Below are 19,431 nucleotides of genomic sequence, written 5' to 3' on the forward strand. Positions count from 1 at the left end.
ATTTCTTCCGCTTTTTTACTTTGTGATTCTCTTTTTATCTCTGCCGCTCTCTTCTGTATACTGTTTGTATTTGTTACAGGTATTTCTTCCATAACCGACGGCTCTTCGATTTTTTCCATCTTCTGTTGCTGTTTTTGTTCTTCTGCCTGTCTTTTTCTTGCTTCTCTTAACAGTCTGTCCACTGCAGGATCACTGTAACTTAATTGACCTATTACAAGTAATATTAATCCTGACAGTATAAATGTCATCTTTTTAAATTTCATTTTTCCTCCTTAAATTTAATATAAAAAATATATAACAATATTTATAAATCAAATATTTAATTAAGTAAATATATTTAATTAAATTTTGTATTGATTTTTCTAAAATTTTAAAATTAATGCAGTTATTTATACAAAATGTTTCTTTATAACCTATATAGATGCTTTATTTGAATATAATTATTTTCATATAAAATGACAAAAGGAAATTAATATATTTAATTAAATTTTATTTATCTTTAGCTTACCTTATTTTTTATTAAGTCAACTCATTTGAGAAATTTTCTAACTCCTAATTTTTTCCTGAAGAGTCGTGATATCTTTCTCTATTTTTATATGTCTTTATAGGTCAAAACTTAATATCAAACAAGTTTTCTATCACAATTTTTTTATTTATTTCTTTATTTAAATATAAAATCGGTCAAATTATTTCATTTTATTACTAACAATATATTTATCGAATACATTTATTTTCTTCTTCATTTTTCTTAATCATTTTTTATACTTTAAATGTCAGAACTATTCGGTCATTTTATGTTAGCCCGTATACTGCCTTAATTATAAATTTCTTTCTACTTATTTTTCACTTAGATTTTATCATATAATTTTCTTAGCATTCCATCTACTAAGAAGTATAACAAAAATAAATTCAAAAGACAATATAAAAATTTTATTTAATACTATAAATTATATATTAATGTTTTAAATAAAATTAATAAACAAAATATCATATTCTAACATAATAAATGAAATTAAAATTATTATTATAAATTAATTTTTAATTCTATTTTTTATGAATTTAAAAAAATATCCTGTTTTTATTATAAAAGGTAACTTCTCCAATATTTAATATAAAATTTATTTATAAAATAAAAAATATATTGACATTATCACTAATTAGTGGTAATATATTTTTATACTAATTAGTAATAAATTTCAAAATCTAAATTAAAGGAAAAATCTTATGAATAAAGAAAGTAAACCCCTTACAAAAGAAAATTTATCATTATATGCAATGATAGTTTTTAAAAGAGCGGAAAGAACTATTTCAAACATAACGGTGAGAAACATTAAAAAAATGGGACTTACCCTCACACAGTTCGGTGTTCTTGAAGTTCTTCATTCAAAAGGAGAACTTAAAATATGTGAACTTATTGAAAAAATGTTATCCACTTCTGGAAATATGACTGTTGTTATTAAAAATATGGAAAGAAATGGATGGATTTACAGAAATATAGATAAAAAGGACAAAAGATCTTTTGTTGTGGGATTGACCGAACAGGGAAAAAACATTCTCAAAGTTGTGTTTCCTGAACATGTAAAATCTGTGGAAACAGCTTTTAATGTTCTTACTGATGAAGAAAAAAAAACTTTAATTTGTATTTTGAAAAAATTCAAAAAACTTGAAGAAAAAAACAAATATTAGGAGGAATTAAATTATGAGTAAAAAAAATGTATTATTTATTGTAGGTTCACTAAGAAAAGAATCTTTTAATTCAACAGTTGCAAAATATGTGGAGGAAGTTCTTGAAAAAGATGCTGATGTTGAATATCTTGATTATTCAAAATTGCCTTATTTAAATCAGGATTCTGAATTTCCTACTCCTGAAGAAGTTTTAAAAGTACGTGAAAAAGTATCTTCCGCTGACGGTATTTGGATATTTTCTCCTGAATATAATTTTCAGATACCCGGCGCTTTAAAAAACTTACTTGATTGGCTATCTCGTCCATTGAAACCTTTTGCGTTCCAAGATCCTACAGCAATATCCAATAAAAAAATAACAATCAGCGGAGCAGCGGGAAGCTCAAAAGCCGAAGGAGTTAGAAAACAGTTGTCTGAATTATTAAAATTTATAAGAGCGGAAGTTGTATATGGAGAAGGAACAGGAATTGAATTATCAGGAGAAGCATTTCAAACAAACAAACTTGTTTTATCAGATGAAAATAAAAGTGAACTGCAAAAGCAGTCTAAAGAGTTTTTAGAAAAATTAAATTAATACCTTTATTGTACAATACCTTACCTTAACAAAAAGCTGTTATAAAGTAGAAACATTTCTATTTTATAACAGCTTCTTTATATTTTCACCACTTTTATTCACTATAAGGACCGTTAAGTAATTTCAATGTTACATTTTTTGGATTAGGAAGTAATGATTTATAGCTAAAAAATATACTTCCTTTAATTTCAGAGTATCTTCTGTTCAACCTTACCTGCTCTACAAGTTCATTAGGATTTGACCAATCTTTTACCTTATATGCCGCTTGACCTATGTATAAGTCGGTATTGGTTTTTTTTGCATATTTACTCCACCATTCTACAAGTATACTGTAATCCGCCGCTCTAAACCCTCGCACCCAATAAATCTGAGGTGCCACATAATCTATCCATCCTTTATCCATCCAATGGAGTATATCCGCATAAAGATCATCATAATTTTGAACTCCCGCTTGTGTTCTTGAACCCCTTACAGGATCTGTCGATATATTTCTCCATACTCCGAAAGGACTTATTCCAAACATAACACTTCTATTCTCTTTTTTTATTGATTTGTAAAGTTTTTCTATTAATTTATTTATATTATTCCTTCTCCAATCAGCTATACTTGAAAATTTTTTCCCATATTTTCTGTACTGTTCATTATCAGGATATTCCTGTCCTTTGACTTTATAAGGATAGAAATAGTCATCCATATGAACACCGTCTATATTATATTTTTTAACAACTTCTACTATACTGTCCACAACATAATCATTTACTTCAGGTATTCCCGGATTCAAATATAGTTTTCCTCCATACATTACAGTCCAATCGGGTCTTTTATTTCCTATATTGTCACGGGAAAGTTTTTCTCTTCCCCCTCCCATTGTAAGTCTGTAAGGATTGAACCATGCATGAAATTCTATATTTCTCTTATGTGCTTCTTCAATCATAAATTTTAGCGGATCATATCCCGGATTTATCCCTTGAGTTCCTGTCAAATATTCAGACCATGGAGCATATCTGGAAGGATAAAACGCATCTCCCACCGGCTTTATCTGTACAAATACGGCATTCATATTCCATTTTTTTACATTTTCAAGGACAGAAATAAACTCTCTTTTCTGTTGATCTGCAGTAAGTCCTTTTTTAGACGGCCAGTCAATATTTATTACACTCGCTACCCAAACTCCTCTCAATTCTTTTTTTCCGTTTTTCAAAATCTGCTTTTGAATTTTTAAATTTGAAGAATCATTGTTATAACTGTCTATTATTTTTAATATCTCCTCTTCATCCTGAAAATTATCCGTATTATGTTCGGCATACAGATTTACCGCTCCCAAAATCAAAACGGCAAATAGTATAAATGCTTTTAATATTCTTCTCACTTTACTTAGTCTCCTGTTCTTTTAAAAATTTAAGCTAAAATTATTTTTGATTTATATCATCCGATCGGTTTATTATCTCAAAATCTATGAGAATAGGTAAATGATCCGACAATATAGTTCTAATTACTTCATATTTTTTTATTTTTATTTTTTTTGAACAAAGAATAAAATCAAGTTCTTTTTTAGGGGCCCAACTTGGAAATGTGGGTTTTCTGTGTATATTTACGTTATATAATCCTCCTGCTTTTAAAAACAACTCAATTTCTTCATTCCCCCAAAAAATATTAAAATCTCCGGCAACAATAAAAGGTTTTTTACAAGCTTCTATAAGTTTATATAGTTGTACAATCTGTTTAAGTCTAGTTTTCCCTCCCAATGCAAGATGGACTAAAAATACAATAACAGCTCCCGTTTCAATTTCTATTACAAGTTTTTTCATTCCTTTATCCAGATAATGGAATTTCCGAGATTTTGTCTCCATTTTCGATAAAAAGGCATTTCCATGTTTTTTTACCATAGGAACTTTCATATATCCGGAATTCTCTTCGTATTTACTTTGATACACGTAATAATTTTCAGTTAATTTCCCAAGCAGTTCAGCCTGATTTATTTCTCTTGTTCTAAAAGATCCTAAATCAACTTCTATAAGTCCTACTATGTCGGGATCATAACTCTTTATAAATTCTCCTATACGGTAAATATGATCTAAAGACTGTCCGAGATAACCTCTTATATGTTTTAAAGGTTGATTTAAATACTTTCCTGTTCCGTATCTTATATTATATAAAAGAAATTTCATAATATTACTTCCTAACCAATCCTACTCCATCTCCAAAAGGTAATAAAACAAAATCATATTCATTATTCAATTTTTCTATAAATTCTCTTAACCTTTTCACTATTGTTTTATATTTTTTCGGAATATTTTCATCTTTTTCAGTTACTAATCCTCTGAACATTATGTTATCAATAAATATAATTCCCTCTTCATTTAATAACTTATAACAATTTTCAAAGAACTTTATATATTGACCTTTTGAAGCATCTATAAATATAAAATCCATCATATTTTTTTGATCTTTTTCAATATTTTTTCCAAGTTTCGGTATTTCTTCCAAAGCATCTCCTAATATTAATCTACTTTTTTCAAAAATACCTGCTTTTTTGAAGTTTTCCACGGCTTTAGCATGCCTTTCAGGATTTATTTCAATAGTTGTAAAACTTCCTCCATTTTCAGTAGCAATTTTCCCGAGAAATATCCCTGAATATCCTGTAGCAGTGCCTATTTCAAGTATATTAAGAGGTTTTTTCCCTCGTGCTGTAAATATCATAAAATTAAGTACTTCTTTTGTTACTATCGGAACATTATCTTCCAGACTTTCCTTTTCTATCTCTTCTATATTTTTATCATTTATTTTGAAGAGATTACGGCTATAATCCGATGATTCAAAAAAATTTTCTATCATAACTTTTAACACATTCCTTTTATTTTTATCTTTTTTTTATCTTTTTATTATCTTTCTATTTTCTTTATTTCATAGTTTACTTTCTTTTCATGAGAGCTCATCCTTTCCTCATACTCCTACTATTAACTACAAAATTTTTTAATACTCGAAAATATTCCATTTTCTAAAAATCATAAACCATCTCTGTTCAGACAATTTTTTTCTTAACATTTATTCCTGTATTTTTTCATTGAAATAATTTTAATATCAAATTTTTACTTACATTCCAAGTTTATATTTCCATTATCACAATCTAATTGCTATTTTTTTACTTAAAACTGTTTCATTTACCTTTTAATTCCGGTCTCAATATTGATTATAAAATGAAAAATACAATAAATATGTTTAATGAATATTTTTCAACTATAACAAAATTTGAGTTGAATTGTCTTTGGATACAACTTTTTTCAAAAAAAGCTAAGTATGTTTTCTTAACTGTAAATCCTACAATATCTCCCCCATTTTAAAAACGGGAAGCATTATCGATAACATTATCACACCTACTATTATTGCTATAAATATTATAGATAACGGTTCAAACATTTTAAGAAATATCCTTACTTTTTCTGTTACTCTCTCATAATAAATTTCATATAAATTAAAAAAGGCATTGGATATTTCTCCTGTTTTTTCTCCTATACTTAAAAAATTAACATATTCCTGATTGAAAAAATTCAAATTATAAAAAGATTTTCTTATATTTTCACCTTTTTCCACCTTTATTATAATTTTTTTTATTTCATTATTCAGAATACCGCTTTCAGAGACAAGGCATATTTTAAGTGCCTGTAAAAAAGGGATTTCAGCATTTGTAAGGAAATACATATTCCCTGTAAAATTCAAAACTTTTATATCTTTATATATTTTACTCCAGATCGGAATATTTAACAGTATTTTTTCAAATCTTTCTTTATTTCTATTTTTTATGTAAATAATTATCCAAATGAAAATTATCAATAAAATTGTAACAATAAAGCTGTATTTATTAAAAGTTTCACTAAATTTTATAATTATTTCGGTTATAAACGGCAATTTCTGTCCCGTATCCGAATATACAAGTACAAATTTTGGAACTACAAATTTCAAAAGTACTGTTACAATAATCATAGCCGTAGTGATAACCGTAACAGGATATATACTTAACCCTGCTATTTCTTTTCTTATTTTTTCCTTAAATTTATATTTTTCATATAAATTTTTGAAAACCGCTTCAAGATTTCCGGTCTGTTCCCCTATTCTTATCAATCCCAGAAATTCCTTATCTGATGCTATCTTTTCAAAAGCTTTATTCAAAGGTTTTCCTTTTTCTATAAGTTTTCTTGTCTGTATTATCTTTTCTCTAAACTCACTGCTATAATTTATTGAAACAAGATTTAGCGAATCTAAAAGTTCCATTTTACCTTTTATCAAATAATACATACTTTTCAAAAATGATAATAAGTGTCTATCTTTTATTTTAGTCGGACTTTTTCTATTGAAAAAACTTACCACATTAATCCCCCTCGATTTAATTCTCCTTATTTTTATTCCTTATATTTCCTATTATCTTTTAATATTTTCTCCTTTTTTATTGTTTATTTCCATATTGCTTTCTGCCGTATTTCCTCCTATATTGTTATTGTTTTTTTCGTTATTTTCCGTTATATTTTCTGAATTTTCACTGTCTGTTTTTATATCCGTTTCTTCATTTTCATGTTTTTCCTGTTCAATTTCTTCTTTATGATGTCCGTTTATTTTTGCTTTTGTTGCATTTATATAAGCAGCTCCTATTGAGTACAGCCTTTTAGAAAGTATATTTTTTATAGGCAGCCCCCCTTTATATACAAACGTTTTTTCAAATGAATCTACTCTCGTTAATTGGAGTAGACAGTAAAGCCTTAACAGGAAGCCTATTACAAAGGCTATTCTTATAGTATGGAATGTTTCTCCGAAAATATAAATAACTCCATTATTTATATATGTACCAAGTACACCTCCAAATATTCCTGCAGTAATTGCAGTCATTCCACAAACAGCTGCATATGCTCCCACATAAGCATCCGCAGGCTCTTCTGAAATTTCCATAAGTAAATTCAATAAACTGAGAGTAATTGCCGTAAATCCTACAGCATCTACTATTGCAGCTGTAAATAACATTGATATTTTATTATCTTCTGTCATTGAATAATATATCAGTACAAAATATGTAGTAAAAAATATCCCCATTCTAAGCATTGTTTTATTTCCATATTTATCCGACAACTTTCCATAAAGAACATAAAGTCCGCTTGACAGTATCGCTGTCAGAACTCCCATTTGAGAAATAAATATAATATCCACACCCAATATTTTTATTCTGTAATATTCAAATAAAGGTTTTAAAAATTCCCATGTAAAGAGCCAGACTGAAGCAAATTTGAGATAAATTACAAAATTTTTATTTTTTAATGCCAATTTTATACTTACTTTTTCTATTTTTTTCCCTAAGACAGGTACATAATGAAGGTACATAAAAATTGCAGACACTATTGCCGATAATGACATACATAAAGTAAGAAGAAGCATAGCAACTTTTTTATCATTCATTGACAGGAGATATCCGTAAAGAAGTATATATATTACCGTAGACAAAGAAGAGAAAAAATTTCTCAGTCCGAAATATTTACCTCTGTCCTTTTTTTCAATAATTTCAACCATAGTGGCTGTCCACACATTATTTACAAAGGGAGAAAACAGTGCATAAATAAACATAATTAAAAAATATATTTCAGGCTTCCTTATATCAAATAATATTGCAAAAGGTAATACGCACACTACCATTCTTGATATTGTGACTGACAACATTAAAGTTTTCTTTCTATTTCCGAGAAATCTGTTTACAGATTTTGTAAAAATCTGTAGAAAGTATCCGGCAGTAGGCAGTACCGATACTATTGATATAAAAAACGGATTGAAGTTAAAATATATTGCAAGGCTCAGCATGACAAAACCTTGCATTCCTACATAAAATCCGTTATAAAATATTGCTTCAAATATCGAATATTTTTTCGTCTTGTTTATCTGTTGCTGTATACCCGCATCCAACTGTTTCTCCTCCCAAATTTTAAAATATATAATTTATTTACAATGTCAGTTTGTCCAAAGCTATTTTCCCCAAAGCTAGTGATCCCACAAATCCCGCTTCATCTCCAAGATCCGGACACACAATATATTTGTCTATTTCTTCTAAAATTTCTTTTTTATGGACATAACCGTTTAAAAATTTCTGTACATTTTTCCTTATAAGCGGAAACAGCTGTTTTTGTTTCATTACTCCACCACCCATAATTATTCTTTGAGGAGATAAGATCAATATATAATTTACTATTGCCTGAGCTAAATAATAAGCTTCCATTTCCCATACACACATATCATCTACAAGTTCCTGTCCTTTTTTACCCCATCTTTCTTCAATTGCAGGACCGGCAGCCATTCCTTCAAGACAATCTTTGTGAAATGGACATCTTCCTTCAAAATTATCTTCAGGATGTTTTTTTAAAAATATATGCCCCATTTCAGGATGAGTCAATCCCTGAAGCATTACACCATTTACTATCGCTCCGGCTCCTATTCCGGTTCCCACGGTAATATACATTACATTCTTCAGTCCTTTTCCTGCACCCCACCATGTTTCGGCAAGAGCCGCACCATTTACATCAGTATCAAATTCCATCGGAACATGAAAATGTTTTTTTAATTCCCCTATTATATTATAATCACTCCAGTAAGGTTTCGGAGTTTTTGTTATATATCCATATGTTTTTGAGTTTTTCACAGGATCTATAGGTCCGAAACTTCCGATGCCCATAACATCAAATTTCTTGTTTTTGAAGTATTCAATTACTTTTTCCATTGTTTCTTCAGGAGTAGTCGTAGGGATACTTATTCTTTCTGTAATTTTTCCCTTTTCATTTCCCAAACCACATATAAATTTCGTTCCTCCCGCTTCAATTGCCCCGATTACAGCCATCTTTTATCACATCCTTATTAAAACTTTTTCATTTTATTTCCTTATTTTTTCATTTCATCATGATAAAATTCAAGTATTTCTTTTCTTGTAGCAGTTGCCGTTCCTACTTTTCCCACCACAATACCTGAAGCCATATTTGCAATTACACCTGCTTCATATAAATTCGCTCCGGCACTTATTGAGAGTAAAAAAGTTGAAATAAAAGTATCTCCTGCCCCTGTCACATCGTAAACTTCCCTTGCAACAGTGGGAATTCTCTTATGTTCATTTTCAAAAAGAGAGATACCTTCTTCACTCCTTGTCAGTACTACATTATCAAGTTCCAGCTCGTTTTTAATCTCTTTCATTTTCTGTGCAATTTCATCTTCGCTTTTAAATTTTTTCATTCCGAAATAATCAAGAAGTTCTTTTCTATTAGGTGTAACGGATGTTGCTCCTTTGTAATTTTTAAAATTCTGAGGTTTCGGATCAACAATAGTTTTTTTATTATTTTTATTTGCAATATTTATTATTTCTTCCGAAACATATTTTGTAAGAACTCCTTTATTGTAATCGGACAATAGAATTGCATCAATACTGTCTATATTTTCTTTCAGATTTTTTATAATTACATTTTGTATTTCTTTGGAAATTTCAGTATCTTTTTCTCTATCGAGCCTTAGCAATTGCTGCCCTTGTGAAAGTACTCTGCTTTTTATTATTGTTGGCCTCATCGGATCTTTTACAATGGCTGAAGCATCTATTTTTTTCAGATTCAGCTCATTTATAAACTTTTCTCCGTTTTCATCCCGTCCAACAACACCGTAAACTACAACCTCAGCATCAAGACTTTTTAAATTATTGGCAACATTTGATGCTCCTCCCAAAACAAACCTTTCTTCTTCTATATTTACTACAGGAACAGGAGCTTCAGGAGAAATTCTGTTCACTTTCCCTATGAGATATTCATCCAACATCATATCTCCGACAACTGCAATTTTCACTTTATTGAAATTCTCCAGTATCTCTTTCAGTCTTTTAGCAGAAATCATAACTTTCCCTCTTTTCAAATTAATATATATTTATTTTTCTACTATTATACTACATAAATTCAACTATTTCATTAACATTTGGTTAAAATTATTTTTTAAAAATTCTGAAGTTTTTATTTAATATTCCGTTTCCTGTATTACAGCTTCTATTTCTATATATATGTCCCTTATCTCTCTATTTGTCCTTTTATACTTAAATAACGGACCGATTATAGGTATACTCGATAAAAAAGGAATTTTTCTCACTGTTTCCTTTCCGACATTCTGTTTCAGTCCTCCTATAAAAGTTGATCCTCCATTATTAAGAGTTATTACGGTTTTAGTTTGATTTTTCTGTTTTGCACCTTCAGATGTATTATAACTTGATGTAAGTTTAAAATTACTTATTTCCGTATCCACCTTTAATAATATTTTTTTTATCCCGTTTATCTTCCTTATTTCAGGTAAAATTTTAAAAACTATACCTGCTTCGGAAAATACAGGTTCTATATATTCTACATTATTTTTTGTCGTTTTTCTTTCTCCTACGAGAACCTCTTCCGTAACTTTCAGCTCCCCCTGCTCATCTTCCATTATTAAAAGTGTCGGCATAGCTTCTATCTTTATATCTCCATTTTCTTTCAACAGATTAAAATCAATTCCCAAAAATTTCCCTCCGTTTGAAAATATGGAACCTATTGATATTTCACCATTTAAAAACTTTGCAATAAGATTTGATTTTGCGGGAGGAGAATTTTCTAAATTAATTGACCAATCTACTCCCAGTTTTTCAAATAAATTTGAACTAGTGTCTATTATCGATCCTTTTATAATTATCTGCTCTTTAGGTCTATCAAGAGATTTTATTATTTTTTTTACCTGTATTATTTCCTTTTCTTCCCCACTTATTATTATTTTATTATCAATACCTACAAGTTTAAGATTTTTAAATCCGTCCAGTTTTTCCGAAATTTCTTTTGCATTTCTATATTCCATTTCTATTTCTTCAGTTTTTTCATTTTTTCTGTTTTCTTCTCTATTTTCTATATGTTTTCCACTACCTATATTATTTTTATTGGCATCTTTCATATTTATGTCAGTATTTTTTGGTTCATTTTCAGATAAATTTACACTTTTGCTGTCTTCACTATTTTTCTTATAAATAAATATTTTATTTACTTTTTTAATATCCTGTCTATTCACATAATCATTTATTTTTGATGGAAAAAGATTAATCCCCATTACAAAATGGAAAGCTGATAATATAACCAAAATCAGCTTTCTTTTATTTTTCATATATTTCATAAATCCCCCTATACCTTAATTTTAAATATACTTAAAAACTGTTCTTAATTTTTATATCATTTTCTCTTTCTATAAATCCTAAAGAAATCTTAAAAGCTTTTTCCGAAAGATCAATATACATTTTTGAAGTATCTATGAAAATCCTACTTTTGTTTATATAATATAAAAATTTCCCAAAGTCAGTAAGTCCTCCATCTAATATAAAATGTATGTATTTCAGTCTGTATCCGTTTCTTTCCCATAGCTTTTCAGATTTTGATATCTCTTTCATTTTAAGTCCGCTTTCTTTGGTAAATACGTATATCATCTTTTTAAAATCTGCTTCATTTTCCAATGACAATATTGACAATTTTTCTGTAAGTACTTGTATCTGTGCATAATCAAACTGAATTTTATTTTTCAATTTTTCTTTTTCTAAAACTAAGTCATTTATTTTATTTTCAAGCTGTTCCTTATTTTCATTAAGTCCTTTTCTAATATTTAAAATATTTTTGTACTTACTGTATCTATTATTTAAACTTATAATTATTAAAAATACTGTTAAACTTATAATTACATTTTTTAAATTTAATTTAATCATTTCTACTCCACTTTTTTATACATTTAAAATTAATTACTGTAATCTTTTACTCTAAGATAGTGTACTCGAAAACTATTGCATTCTCACTATCTTTTATGTACCCCAGTTCCGACTTCATGTATTTTTTCAATATATTTTTTTCAAATTTCTCAAAACTGTTGAAATCATCGACTTCTCCTTGTATTAGCCATTTTCCTTTTTCGTAATTTATTTTTGTATAACTTACACCGTACTCACTGTTATCAATTAAAAATTTTATCATTGAAAAATATTCCTTTCTTCTGATCGAATTATCTATTTCATTTAATCTAACCAATTCTTCAGTATAATCAGGCATTTTATCATTTTTTTCATATAAATATTCTTTTTCCAGTTTTTTTGTTTCCGATTTTATTTTTTCATTTTTTTCAATCTCTCTCTCCAAAGGAATTATTCTGTTCAAAGAAAAATAACCCAATATTAAAAATAAAATAATAAAAATATCCTTACTTTTAATACTTCTTATATTTTCCATACTGAGAATCCGTTTTTCACTTTTAAAGTCAGGTTCTTCATATAACTCAGCTCCCTCAAATACAGCTTTTATATCTTCCTTGTCCGTTATTATGACTTTCATATTTCCAAAATCAAAATTATTAATATCTGAAACATCTTCATTTTTCAAATCCAGCTTTTCAATTTCCGTTATTTTTGAATTTTCTATTACAAATCTTAAACTTTCTTCTTCTCCAATATGAAGTATCTCCAAGTTTTCCTCTTTATAAAAATTGTATATTGAAATAAAATCTGCCTTAATTTCCGAAACTTTAAATCCATATTTTCCTGATATTTTTTTCAATTCAGATATTTTCTTTTTTAATAAATACATATTTATATACGTATTTTCGAAATAATTCAAGTACAATTTTTTATTTATGGAATTTACATTTTTTGTTAAAAAATTACTTATAAAATCTTTATCATATAAATTTGTTTTCATGTTTTTCTGATTTTGTCCCGTTTTTCCATCATTTTTGTCTAAATTCTCGGAAACCTTAGACTTTCCTACCAATTCATCAGTATTAAATACAAAATATGAAAAATGTAATACATAATACAAATTTATTTTGTTTTCTTCCTGTTCATATTCTTCCCTCAAAGTTTCCAGAACAAAGTCAAGCTCCTGATTTTCATAATAAAAAACTTCCTCATTAATATAAATATATATTTTAAAATTGCTTCTCATATATATTCCTATATTCCAAACCATAACAATCTTAAATCCCCCATTATAATTACTTTATAAACTTATTTTCTCCTGAAATAATCTTCACAGAAGTGGAATCAAGCCTTTTAAATGATATTTTTTCAATAAATGTGATTTTTTCTTTCAGTACAGTTTTTATATATGTTATTTCCATATCATCATATACGGTATTCTCATTTAATGGTAAACTGTAAAAGTTTCCGCTCCTGTCCACTATTTTTTCAATCCTGAAATCTCCCATACTTTTAGTACTTTCAGGAAAGAATATTAATTTTTTGATTTGATTATCTTCCGATGCTTTTATCTGTATTTTTGAATTAAAATACTGCTCTGTATTTTGAGGAAAAATATACACTTTGTCGGTTAAAAGTCCTTTTATCATTATTCTCTCGGCATTTTTCTTTTCTTTATTTATTAAATAATCTATTGATGTAAGACTTTTTTCATTACTTCTATTTTTTAATGAAATAATATCCGACTTTTCCTTCACAGAAAATATAAAACTTACTGAAAAAACCGAAATCATGGATAATACTATTAAAACATAAACTAAACTTACTCCCCTTTTTTTATTTTCCCTGTTTTTATCCCCCATTTATAAAACCTCGTTTCAAACTGTCAAAATAAATTTAAAATTTTAATTTCCTTGTTATTTTTATATTCTAAAATTATAACTAACAATTTATCTATTCTTTTAAACTCAACTTTATCGTATTTTCCTACAACCGTCTTTTTTCCTAAATCCATAATGTTATTTCCGTCTGAAACATATAATTTCCCCTTTTCATGTTCCAACTTATAAAATTTCCCTTCTTTCTTCAAAAGAATTTCATTTTGTCTAACGTGTATATTATCTGAAATACTTTCATAAAGGAATTTTTCCATACTCCTATTTTTTATATCTTCTATTACTCTATATCCTGTAAAGTGTAAATTTTCATATATTATTTGATCCTCCTTTTTTCTTTTTTCAATTATAACTATTCTTTTTAGAAACACAGATACTACAAAAACCAAGACAGAAAATAAAAACAGACATATTAAAATTTCAAGTAAAAGGTAGCCCTTATTTTTTCTATTTTTATCCATTTTTTCAATCCAATTCCGGAAAATAATAATTTTTTATATTTCCTATTGTTATTTCCATTATGTATTCTTTATTGCCTTTTTCATTCACATAAAAGCTGTCAGTCTGTTTTATTTCAATTTCTTTATGTTCACTTCCAAAATTTTTTTGATCTAAAATTTTATACTTATCTTCTATGAAAAAAGTATTATAAAAATTATTTATATCTGTAATTTTATACTTCCCTTTAAAACTGAATATTTCGTCATATTTTTTTGTTTTCAGTATTTCTAAAATATTTTCATTCTGATTATTAATGTCGTTTTTTGTATCAGTTTTTACATTTACACTGAATGTCTTTAAAAATAAGTCAGAAATTGGAACTATTATTGTTATTACCAAAAACATGGATATTAAACTTTCAATAAGACTTTCACCTTTATTTTTCTTTTTCATTTTTCCTCCAATAACTCACACTAAGTTAAATTACAATTGATAAAAATCTCGCACAATATATTTTATTAATTAAATTAAATAAAACTAATTTTTGTTTTTTAAAATAAAATAATATTTCTTCCTAAATACCCGAATACAATATGAGAAACAATTATAAAAGGAGCAAAAGGAACATATTCCGATTTCTTTTTCTTGTATTTAAAATATAGAAGTAAAAAACATACCGCAATTCCTGATAGAATATACAGTAACAAATAAAATTCCATAATTTCTCTTATGTTTCTATATTTAAAAATTCCTCCCACTGCCATCATCAATTTTATATCTCCAAAACCTATAATCTCCTTTTTTATATAATCTTCGACAATATAAAGAATAAGCAACGGCAAAGAAAACGTACATATCCCCAAATAATAATCTGTTAAACTGCTATCCGATAAGGCTTTCTGAAATCCTATAAACATAAGTATAATAAATCCTGCTTCAGAAATAATTTTCTTTTTTATGTCAACTATACATATGTGCATAAATATCCCATACTTTATAATATCAAGTAAAATTTTTAACATAATTATTTCCTTATTTCTTCTCCGGGAAACGCTTTGCTGTCACTGTCCACTTTTCCATATATTTCTCCTTTGTCGTATATAATAACCCCTTTTATATTTCCTACTTTAAAATTTCCTGTGGCAGTCATCCCTATTCCCAGCTTTTCCAAATTTCCGTGTTCCGTTAATATCTCCTGTAAGTTTTTCGGACTGTCACCTCCATGATCTATACTCCACGAAGTCGAAGAATTGTTTAATTCACTTATAGCTCCGATTATCCTGCTTCTATTGGCTTTATTAAGATATTTCCCTACTTGCGGTACAGCAATTGTAGATATGACGGCAATAATTGCAACTACTAAAATAACTTCAATTAATGTAAATCCCTTTTTCAAAGATTTTTTTTGATAAATTCCTCTATTTTTCATCCCTCTCCTCCTTTTTTTTAATTTTTTACTAATTATTTATACCTCATTTTTTAAATTTTGTCAAATGTTTTAATACTAAATTAAACTTTTTGTTCATGAGAAGTCATTATATCCTCATATTAGGGAAATAAAAAATGAAATTAGAAAAACAAATAGAAATTGAGGAAAATATAAATATATTAAAATTTTTCAACAACATTAAAGTTCCCAGAAAGAATTTAATATAGTAAATGCTTACCTTTCAAATATTTCTATTGCAGCTGATAAAATTATATTATAAGTCAACAAAGTATTAAAATAAGGCTATTTAATTCTGATATTAAATATAGAGAGTATAAAAAATATTGGAAATTAATAACAAAAAATCCTAATGACATTTAGTGAGTTATAAAAGAAAGGGTTAGACAAATTAAGATTCAACGCAAAAAAAAGAGATAAAAAATTAATATAGCTTAGGATTTCTTAAAGTTTCCGATTTTTTTATCTCCTCTTTTAACACTGAATCATTATAACAAAATAATTTTTTAATATATTAAGCAAATAAAAAATTAAACTCTGATCTGTTAAATTTATATGATATCTGATGAAAAAAAATTAATAAAAAGAATAATCTTCCAAAAAAGTTAATTTTGAGAAAATTGTAATTATTATCATTTACTTCTTTAAATAAGTATTTTTAAAACATTATAAAGTGTTTAGAATATTTTTTTTACATTTTTATAATAAAAATCAATTATTTCATTACTATTTTTATTATTTAAATTCTATTCATGTGATTCTTGTAGTAATTTTTTTATATCCACAATAGTTTCATCAGAACCTAAAGCTTGGCTACGTATAGATTTTCTTTCTTTAATAGGAACTTTTTCTCTTAAATTTTCTAATTCATTTGAAAACTTTATTTTTATCCATTCCGGATAAATTCCAAACTCACTCTTTAATCTTTCATATGAAATTACATTTTTAGACTTTATATCCATTTCAACTTTAGATAACCTTTTAGATATATCTAATGAATACCTATTAATAACCTCTAAATTTTTTAAAATCATAGATTTTTTAAATTCAGATATTTCATTGTACCCCATACTAATGAGAAGGTATATTGCAGACTTCAATAAAGAATCTTTTTGTAATTTATTGAATTGATTACCTGATAAAAGAAAACCTAACTCTCTCAGTATTTTTTTTAAACAAGAACCATGTTTTTTATTAGAAACATAATAAAGATCTCCATATACTAAAAAAACAAATATTCTAAAAAATAGTGCAAATCTTTTAATATTAATAATGTTTATTTTAAAGCTATCCAAAAGTTTAACTATTTGTATTATTTCTGAAATTTCCCAAATTGCCTGCTTTTTTTCTAAAATTAAAGATAACCTTTCTAAATAATATACAACATCAAATTGATACTTTTTATTTACCTCTAAAACTGCAATAGCTCCAAGAGGAACAATTCCATTTAAATATTTATAATATAAATATGAATAAAATCCTTCTGGTCTATGTTTTCCAATATGAAATTTTTCAAGGTTATTCCACTCAAATATATTTTCATACTTAATTCCAATTTCACGATACCAATTTGCAAATCTATTTAATGATGAATCACATCTTACAAATATTTTTTTTGATTCTAGTCCTAGTGTAGTAGTTAAATATCCTAAAGCATTTTTTAGAAAAAAAATAGGATTTTTTGTATTAAGCATAAAAAGTGATAATCCAACTTCCATAGGATTAGTTAATCTATTAATTCCTACTCCATCAAGCTTATTAGAAAAATATGAAAGTTGTTTTGTATAATAACCTTGTTCACTATCATATAACTGTAGATTGTCAAATAAATAAATATGTTCAGAAATTGCTGACATATTAAATAATGTCTCTTTTCCTTCTTCTCTTACTACTTTTCCTTCTTCAAGAAAAATGTATCCTAATTTTTTTCCTTCTTCATAAAATTTAATTTGGATATCAATTGCCTTCATTAAGCATTACCATCACTTTCATTAAGTTCTCTCATTAATTGTACATATCCTTTATTTTCTATTTTAGGTTTGATAAAAAAAAACTCTTCTGCAATATTTTTCTTATATAACTCTATATCTTTTTGAGAAAATTCACCTAACAATTCTATCTCTAGATAAATTCCTAATCCATCAATTTTATCTAAATTTATAGTTTTTTGATTTTTTTTATATGTCTTACGTAACTTATTAATTGTAAGTACATTATTAAACCCACTTTTCAATACATTTTTTAAAAACTCTGCTTCATCTCCTTCAAGAATAATCTCGTGTTCATCCCATAATCCTGGTGCTATTGTATCTTTTCGTGTAAATATATACTTATCATTTTCTTTCCTTATTCTATAAATATAGCTCCCCTGAATTTCTTTTTCCATTTCTTTTCCATATTCTTTAAAATATCTATCATTTTGATACACATTTTCTTTAAATGAATAATTCTTTTCTAAATATTCCAAAATTTTGATATATTCCTCTTCATTTTTGTTTAAAGCAAACCTTACTTCCAATTCTTTCATTAATCTTCTCCTTTCATTTTTTTAAATTTCATTGATTGAAAAATTAAAAATTTGATTATTAAGTTTAAACAAAATTACTATTTAAAATCTAAAAAGCTTTATTAATCCTCCCTTCTTTTACATAATCTTTTCATTTTTATTTCATTAAACACCATAGAATTTATAGAATCTTTCATTCTAAAAAAAGTTTCTTCAGAAGTTTTATGTATACATAACCTTAAATAAAAATCATCTAGTCTTTTTTCTAAACGAATACCATAAAAATATTCATTACACATTCCTAATTCTTTAATTTTACATTGTTTGCACATTGAATTTAAGTAATTTGGAATTAAAACTTTAAATCCAATTTCTCCAATTTTAGGAATATTATAAAATATTGTTCCAGATGAACTTCCTAAAATATACTTTCTTCTTGACTCTTTTGCTCTTAAGCTTTTTAAAAATTCAATAATTGCTCTTATTGATTCTTTATTTTTATTTATTTCAGGTAGTAATCTCACTGGAATTTTTCTTTTACTAGCCCATTGAAGAACATCGTTTGCCCTTTCAAAGTCTTTTTTATTTGCTAACACAGTATTAATTTTTATATCTATTCCTTTATTTTTAGAATATTCAATTATTTCTAAAAGCTTTTTGTGATTATAATCAATAGACTTTTTTGAACGATTAATTTGTGTTTCATACATGTGTTCTTTATTTATGGCATGTAGACTAAAATTAATAGAATGAATGCCTGACATAATAATTTTATCAAATATATACTTTTCACTTCCAATAGAAGTCATTTTTACAATATAATTATTGCTATTTAACTTTTTTATTATTTCACTTATTTTGGGATGTAAGCTAGGTTCTCCACCAGTAAGATGAACTTCCGTAATATTTAACAATTTTGTAAATTTTACAAATTCTTCCCAAAATTTTTCATTAAAAAAATCAATCTCTTGAATTAACTTTTTAGTTCTACTTCCCGTTCCTTCATTATGACACCAGTAACAATTCCACTTACAACTATCTGTAATTTTAACACGAATACTATTCAAGGGTTCAAATAAAGAATCTTTTTTGGGTAAAATATAATTAATAGTATTCATTTTACACCACCTTTCAGTATATTTATTATAC

General features: G+C 26.6%; 21 protein-coding genes. 2 read left to right on the forward strand and 19 right to left on the reverse strand.

The annotated features are described in order from the left end of the window. Positions 1-263 (reverse strand): hypothetical protein (locus EII29_RS07010; RefSeq protein ID WP_199726047.1); only part of this gene is annotated, 263 nt, incomplete at its 3' end. 961 nt (positions 264-1,224) lie between these two features. On the opposite strand from EII29_RS07010, the gene EII29_RS07015 reads away from it, so the two are divergent. Next, positions 1,225-1,686, forward strand: coding sequence for a MarR family winged helix-turn-helix transcriptional regulator (locus EII29_RS07015; RefSeq protein WP_125236829.1), 462 nt, complete (start codon positions 1,225-1,227; stop codon positions 1,684-1,686). A 13-nt stretch (positions 1,687-1,699) separates the two neighbouring features. Next, a complete protein-coding gene (locus EII29_RS07020; protein ID WP_125236830.1) occupies positions 1,700-2,257 on the forward strand; it encodes an NADPH-dependent FMN reductase in 558 nt (185 codons plus the stop codon). A 94-nt stretch (positions 2,258-2,351) separates the two neighbouring features. Here EII29_RS07020 and EII29_RS07025 read toward each other — a convergent pair whose 3' ends face one another. The 18 genes from EII29_RS07025 to EII29_RS07110 form a co-directional block, all read right to left on the reverse strand. After that, positions 2,352-3,626 carry a glycoside hydrolase family 10 protein gene (locus EII29_RS07025; RefSeq protein WP_125236831.1) on the reverse strand — a complete coding sequence of 425 codons (1,275 nt, stop codon included), beginning with the start codon at positions 3,624-3,626 and terminating at the stop codon, positions 2,352-2,354. A gap of 40 nt (positions 3,627-3,666) precedes the next feature. Further along, on the reverse strand, positions 3,667-4,425 hold the full coding sequence (locus EII29_RS07030) for an endonuclease/exonuclease/phosphatase family protein (protein WP_125236832.1): 759 nt from the start codon (positions 4,423-4,425) through the stop codon (positions 3,667-3,669). A gap of 4 nt (positions 4,426-4,429) precedes the next feature. After that, positions 4,430-5,092: an O-methyltransferase gene (locus EII29_RS07035; protein ID WP_125236833.1), complete on the reverse strand. Its 663-nt coding sequence runs from the start codon at positions 5,090-5,092 to the stop codon at positions 4,430-4,432. A gap of 483 nt (positions 5,093-5,575) precedes the next feature. Continuing rightward, positions 5,576-6,622, reverse strand: a complete 1,047-nt coding sequence (locus tag EII29_RS07040; protein ID WP_125236834.1) for a type II secretion system F family protein — start codon at positions 6,620-6,622, stop codon at positions 5,576-5,578. Positions 6,623-6,673: 51 nt separating this feature from the next. Continuing rightward, positions 6,674-8,194: an MFS transporter gene (locus EII29_RS07045; RefSeq protein ID WP_125236835.1), complete on the reverse strand. Its 1,521-nt coding sequence runs from the start codon at positions 8,192-8,194 to the stop codon at positions 6,674-6,676. A gap of 37 nt (positions 8,195-8,231) precedes the next feature. Next, a complete protein-coding gene (locus EII29_RS07050; RefSeq protein WP_125236836.1) occupies positions 8,232-9,119 on the reverse strand; it encodes an ROK family protein in 888 nt (295 codons plus the stop codon). Between the two features lie 41 nt (positions 9,120-9,160). After that, entirely contained in the window at positions 9,161-10,150 is a 990-nt protein-coding gene (rfaE1, locus tag EII29_RS07055; protein ID WP_125236837.1) for a D-glycero-beta-D-manno-heptose-7-phosphate kinase, read from the reverse strand. Positions 10,151-10,267: 117 nt separating this feature from the next. After that, the gene (locus EII29_RS07060; protein ID WP_233573276.1) at positions 10,268-11,434 is read right to left on the reverse strand and encodes a general secretion pathway protein GspD; all 1,167 of its coding nucleotides are present in this window, start codon (positions 11,432-11,434) and stop codon (positions 10,268-10,270) included. Between the two features lie 31 nt (positions 11,435-11,465). Then, positions 11,466-12,014: a hypothetical protein gene (locus EII29_RS07065; RefSeq protein WP_125236838.1), complete on the reverse strand. Its 549-nt coding sequence runs from the start codon at positions 12,012-12,014 to the stop codon at positions 11,466-11,468. Positions 12,015-12,060: 46 nt separating this feature from the next. Next, the gene (locus EII29_RS07070) at positions 12,061-13,263 is read right to left on the reverse strand and encodes a hypothetical protein (RefSeq protein ID WP_125236839.1); all 1,203 of its coding nucleotides are present in this window, start codon (positions 13,261-13,263) and stop codon (positions 12,061-12,063) included. A 25-nt stretch (positions 13,264-13,288) separates the two neighbouring features. Then, positions 13,289-13,855 (reverse strand): hypothetical protein, encoded by a 567-nt coding sequence (locus tag EII29_RS07075; protein WP_125236840.1) that lies wholly within the window; start codon positions 13,853-13,855, stop codon positions 13,289-13,291. A 23-nt stretch (positions 13,856-13,878) separates the two neighbouring features. After that, positions 13,879-14,349, reverse strand: a complete 471-nt coding sequence (locus EII29_RS07080; protein WP_125236841.1) for a prepilin-type N-terminal cleavage/methylation domain-containing protein — start codon at positions 14,347-14,349, stop codon at positions 13,879-13,881. 4 nt (positions 14,350-14,353) lie between these two features. Beyond that, positions 14,354-14,782 (reverse strand): hypothetical protein, encoded by a 429-nt coding sequence (locus EII29_RS07085; protein WP_125236842.1) that lies wholly within the window; start codon positions 14,780-14,782, stop codon positions 14,354-14,356. Positions 14,783-14,880: 98 nt separating this feature from the next. Next, positions 14,881-15,351, reverse strand: a complete 471-nt coding sequence (locus EII29_RS07090; protein ID WP_125236843.1) for a prepilin peptidase — start codon at positions 15,349-15,351, stop codon at positions 14,881-14,883. 2 nt (positions 15,352-15,353) lie between these two features. Then, positions 15,354-15,758: a type IV pilin protein gene (locus EII29_RS07095; RefSeq protein ID WP_125236844.1), complete on the reverse strand. Its 405-nt coding sequence runs from the start codon at positions 15,756-15,758 to the stop codon at positions 15,354-15,356. Between the two features lie 764 nt (positions 15,759-16,522). Next, positions 16,523-17,746 (reverse strand): hypothetical protein, encoded by a 1,224-nt coding sequence (locus tag EII29_RS12690; protein ID WP_199726048.1) that lies wholly within the window; start codon positions 17,744-17,746, stop codon positions 16,523-16,525. Next, positions 17,746-18,303, reverse strand: coding sequence for a CYTH domain-containing protein (locus tag EII29_RS07105; protein ID WP_125236845.1), 558 nt, complete (start codon positions 18,301-18,303; stop codon positions 17,746-17,748). The genes EII29_RS12690 and EII29_RS07105 overlap by 1 nt, the downstream gene beginning before the upstream one ends. Positions 18,304-18,404: 101 nt before the next feature. Next, positions 18,405-19,400 (reverse strand): radical SAM protein, encoded by a 996-nt coding sequence (locus EII29_RS07110; RefSeq protein WP_125236846.1) that lies wholly within the window; start codon positions 19,398-19,400, stop codon positions 18,405-18,407. Positions 19,401-19,431 lie beyond the last annotated feature (31 nt).

This window comes from Leptotrichia sp. OH3620_COT-345 (genome assembly GCF_003932895.1).
Taxonomy (GTDB): domain Bacteria; phylum Fusobacteriota; class Fusobacteriia; order Fusobacteriales; family Leptotrichiaceae; genus Pseudoleptotrichia.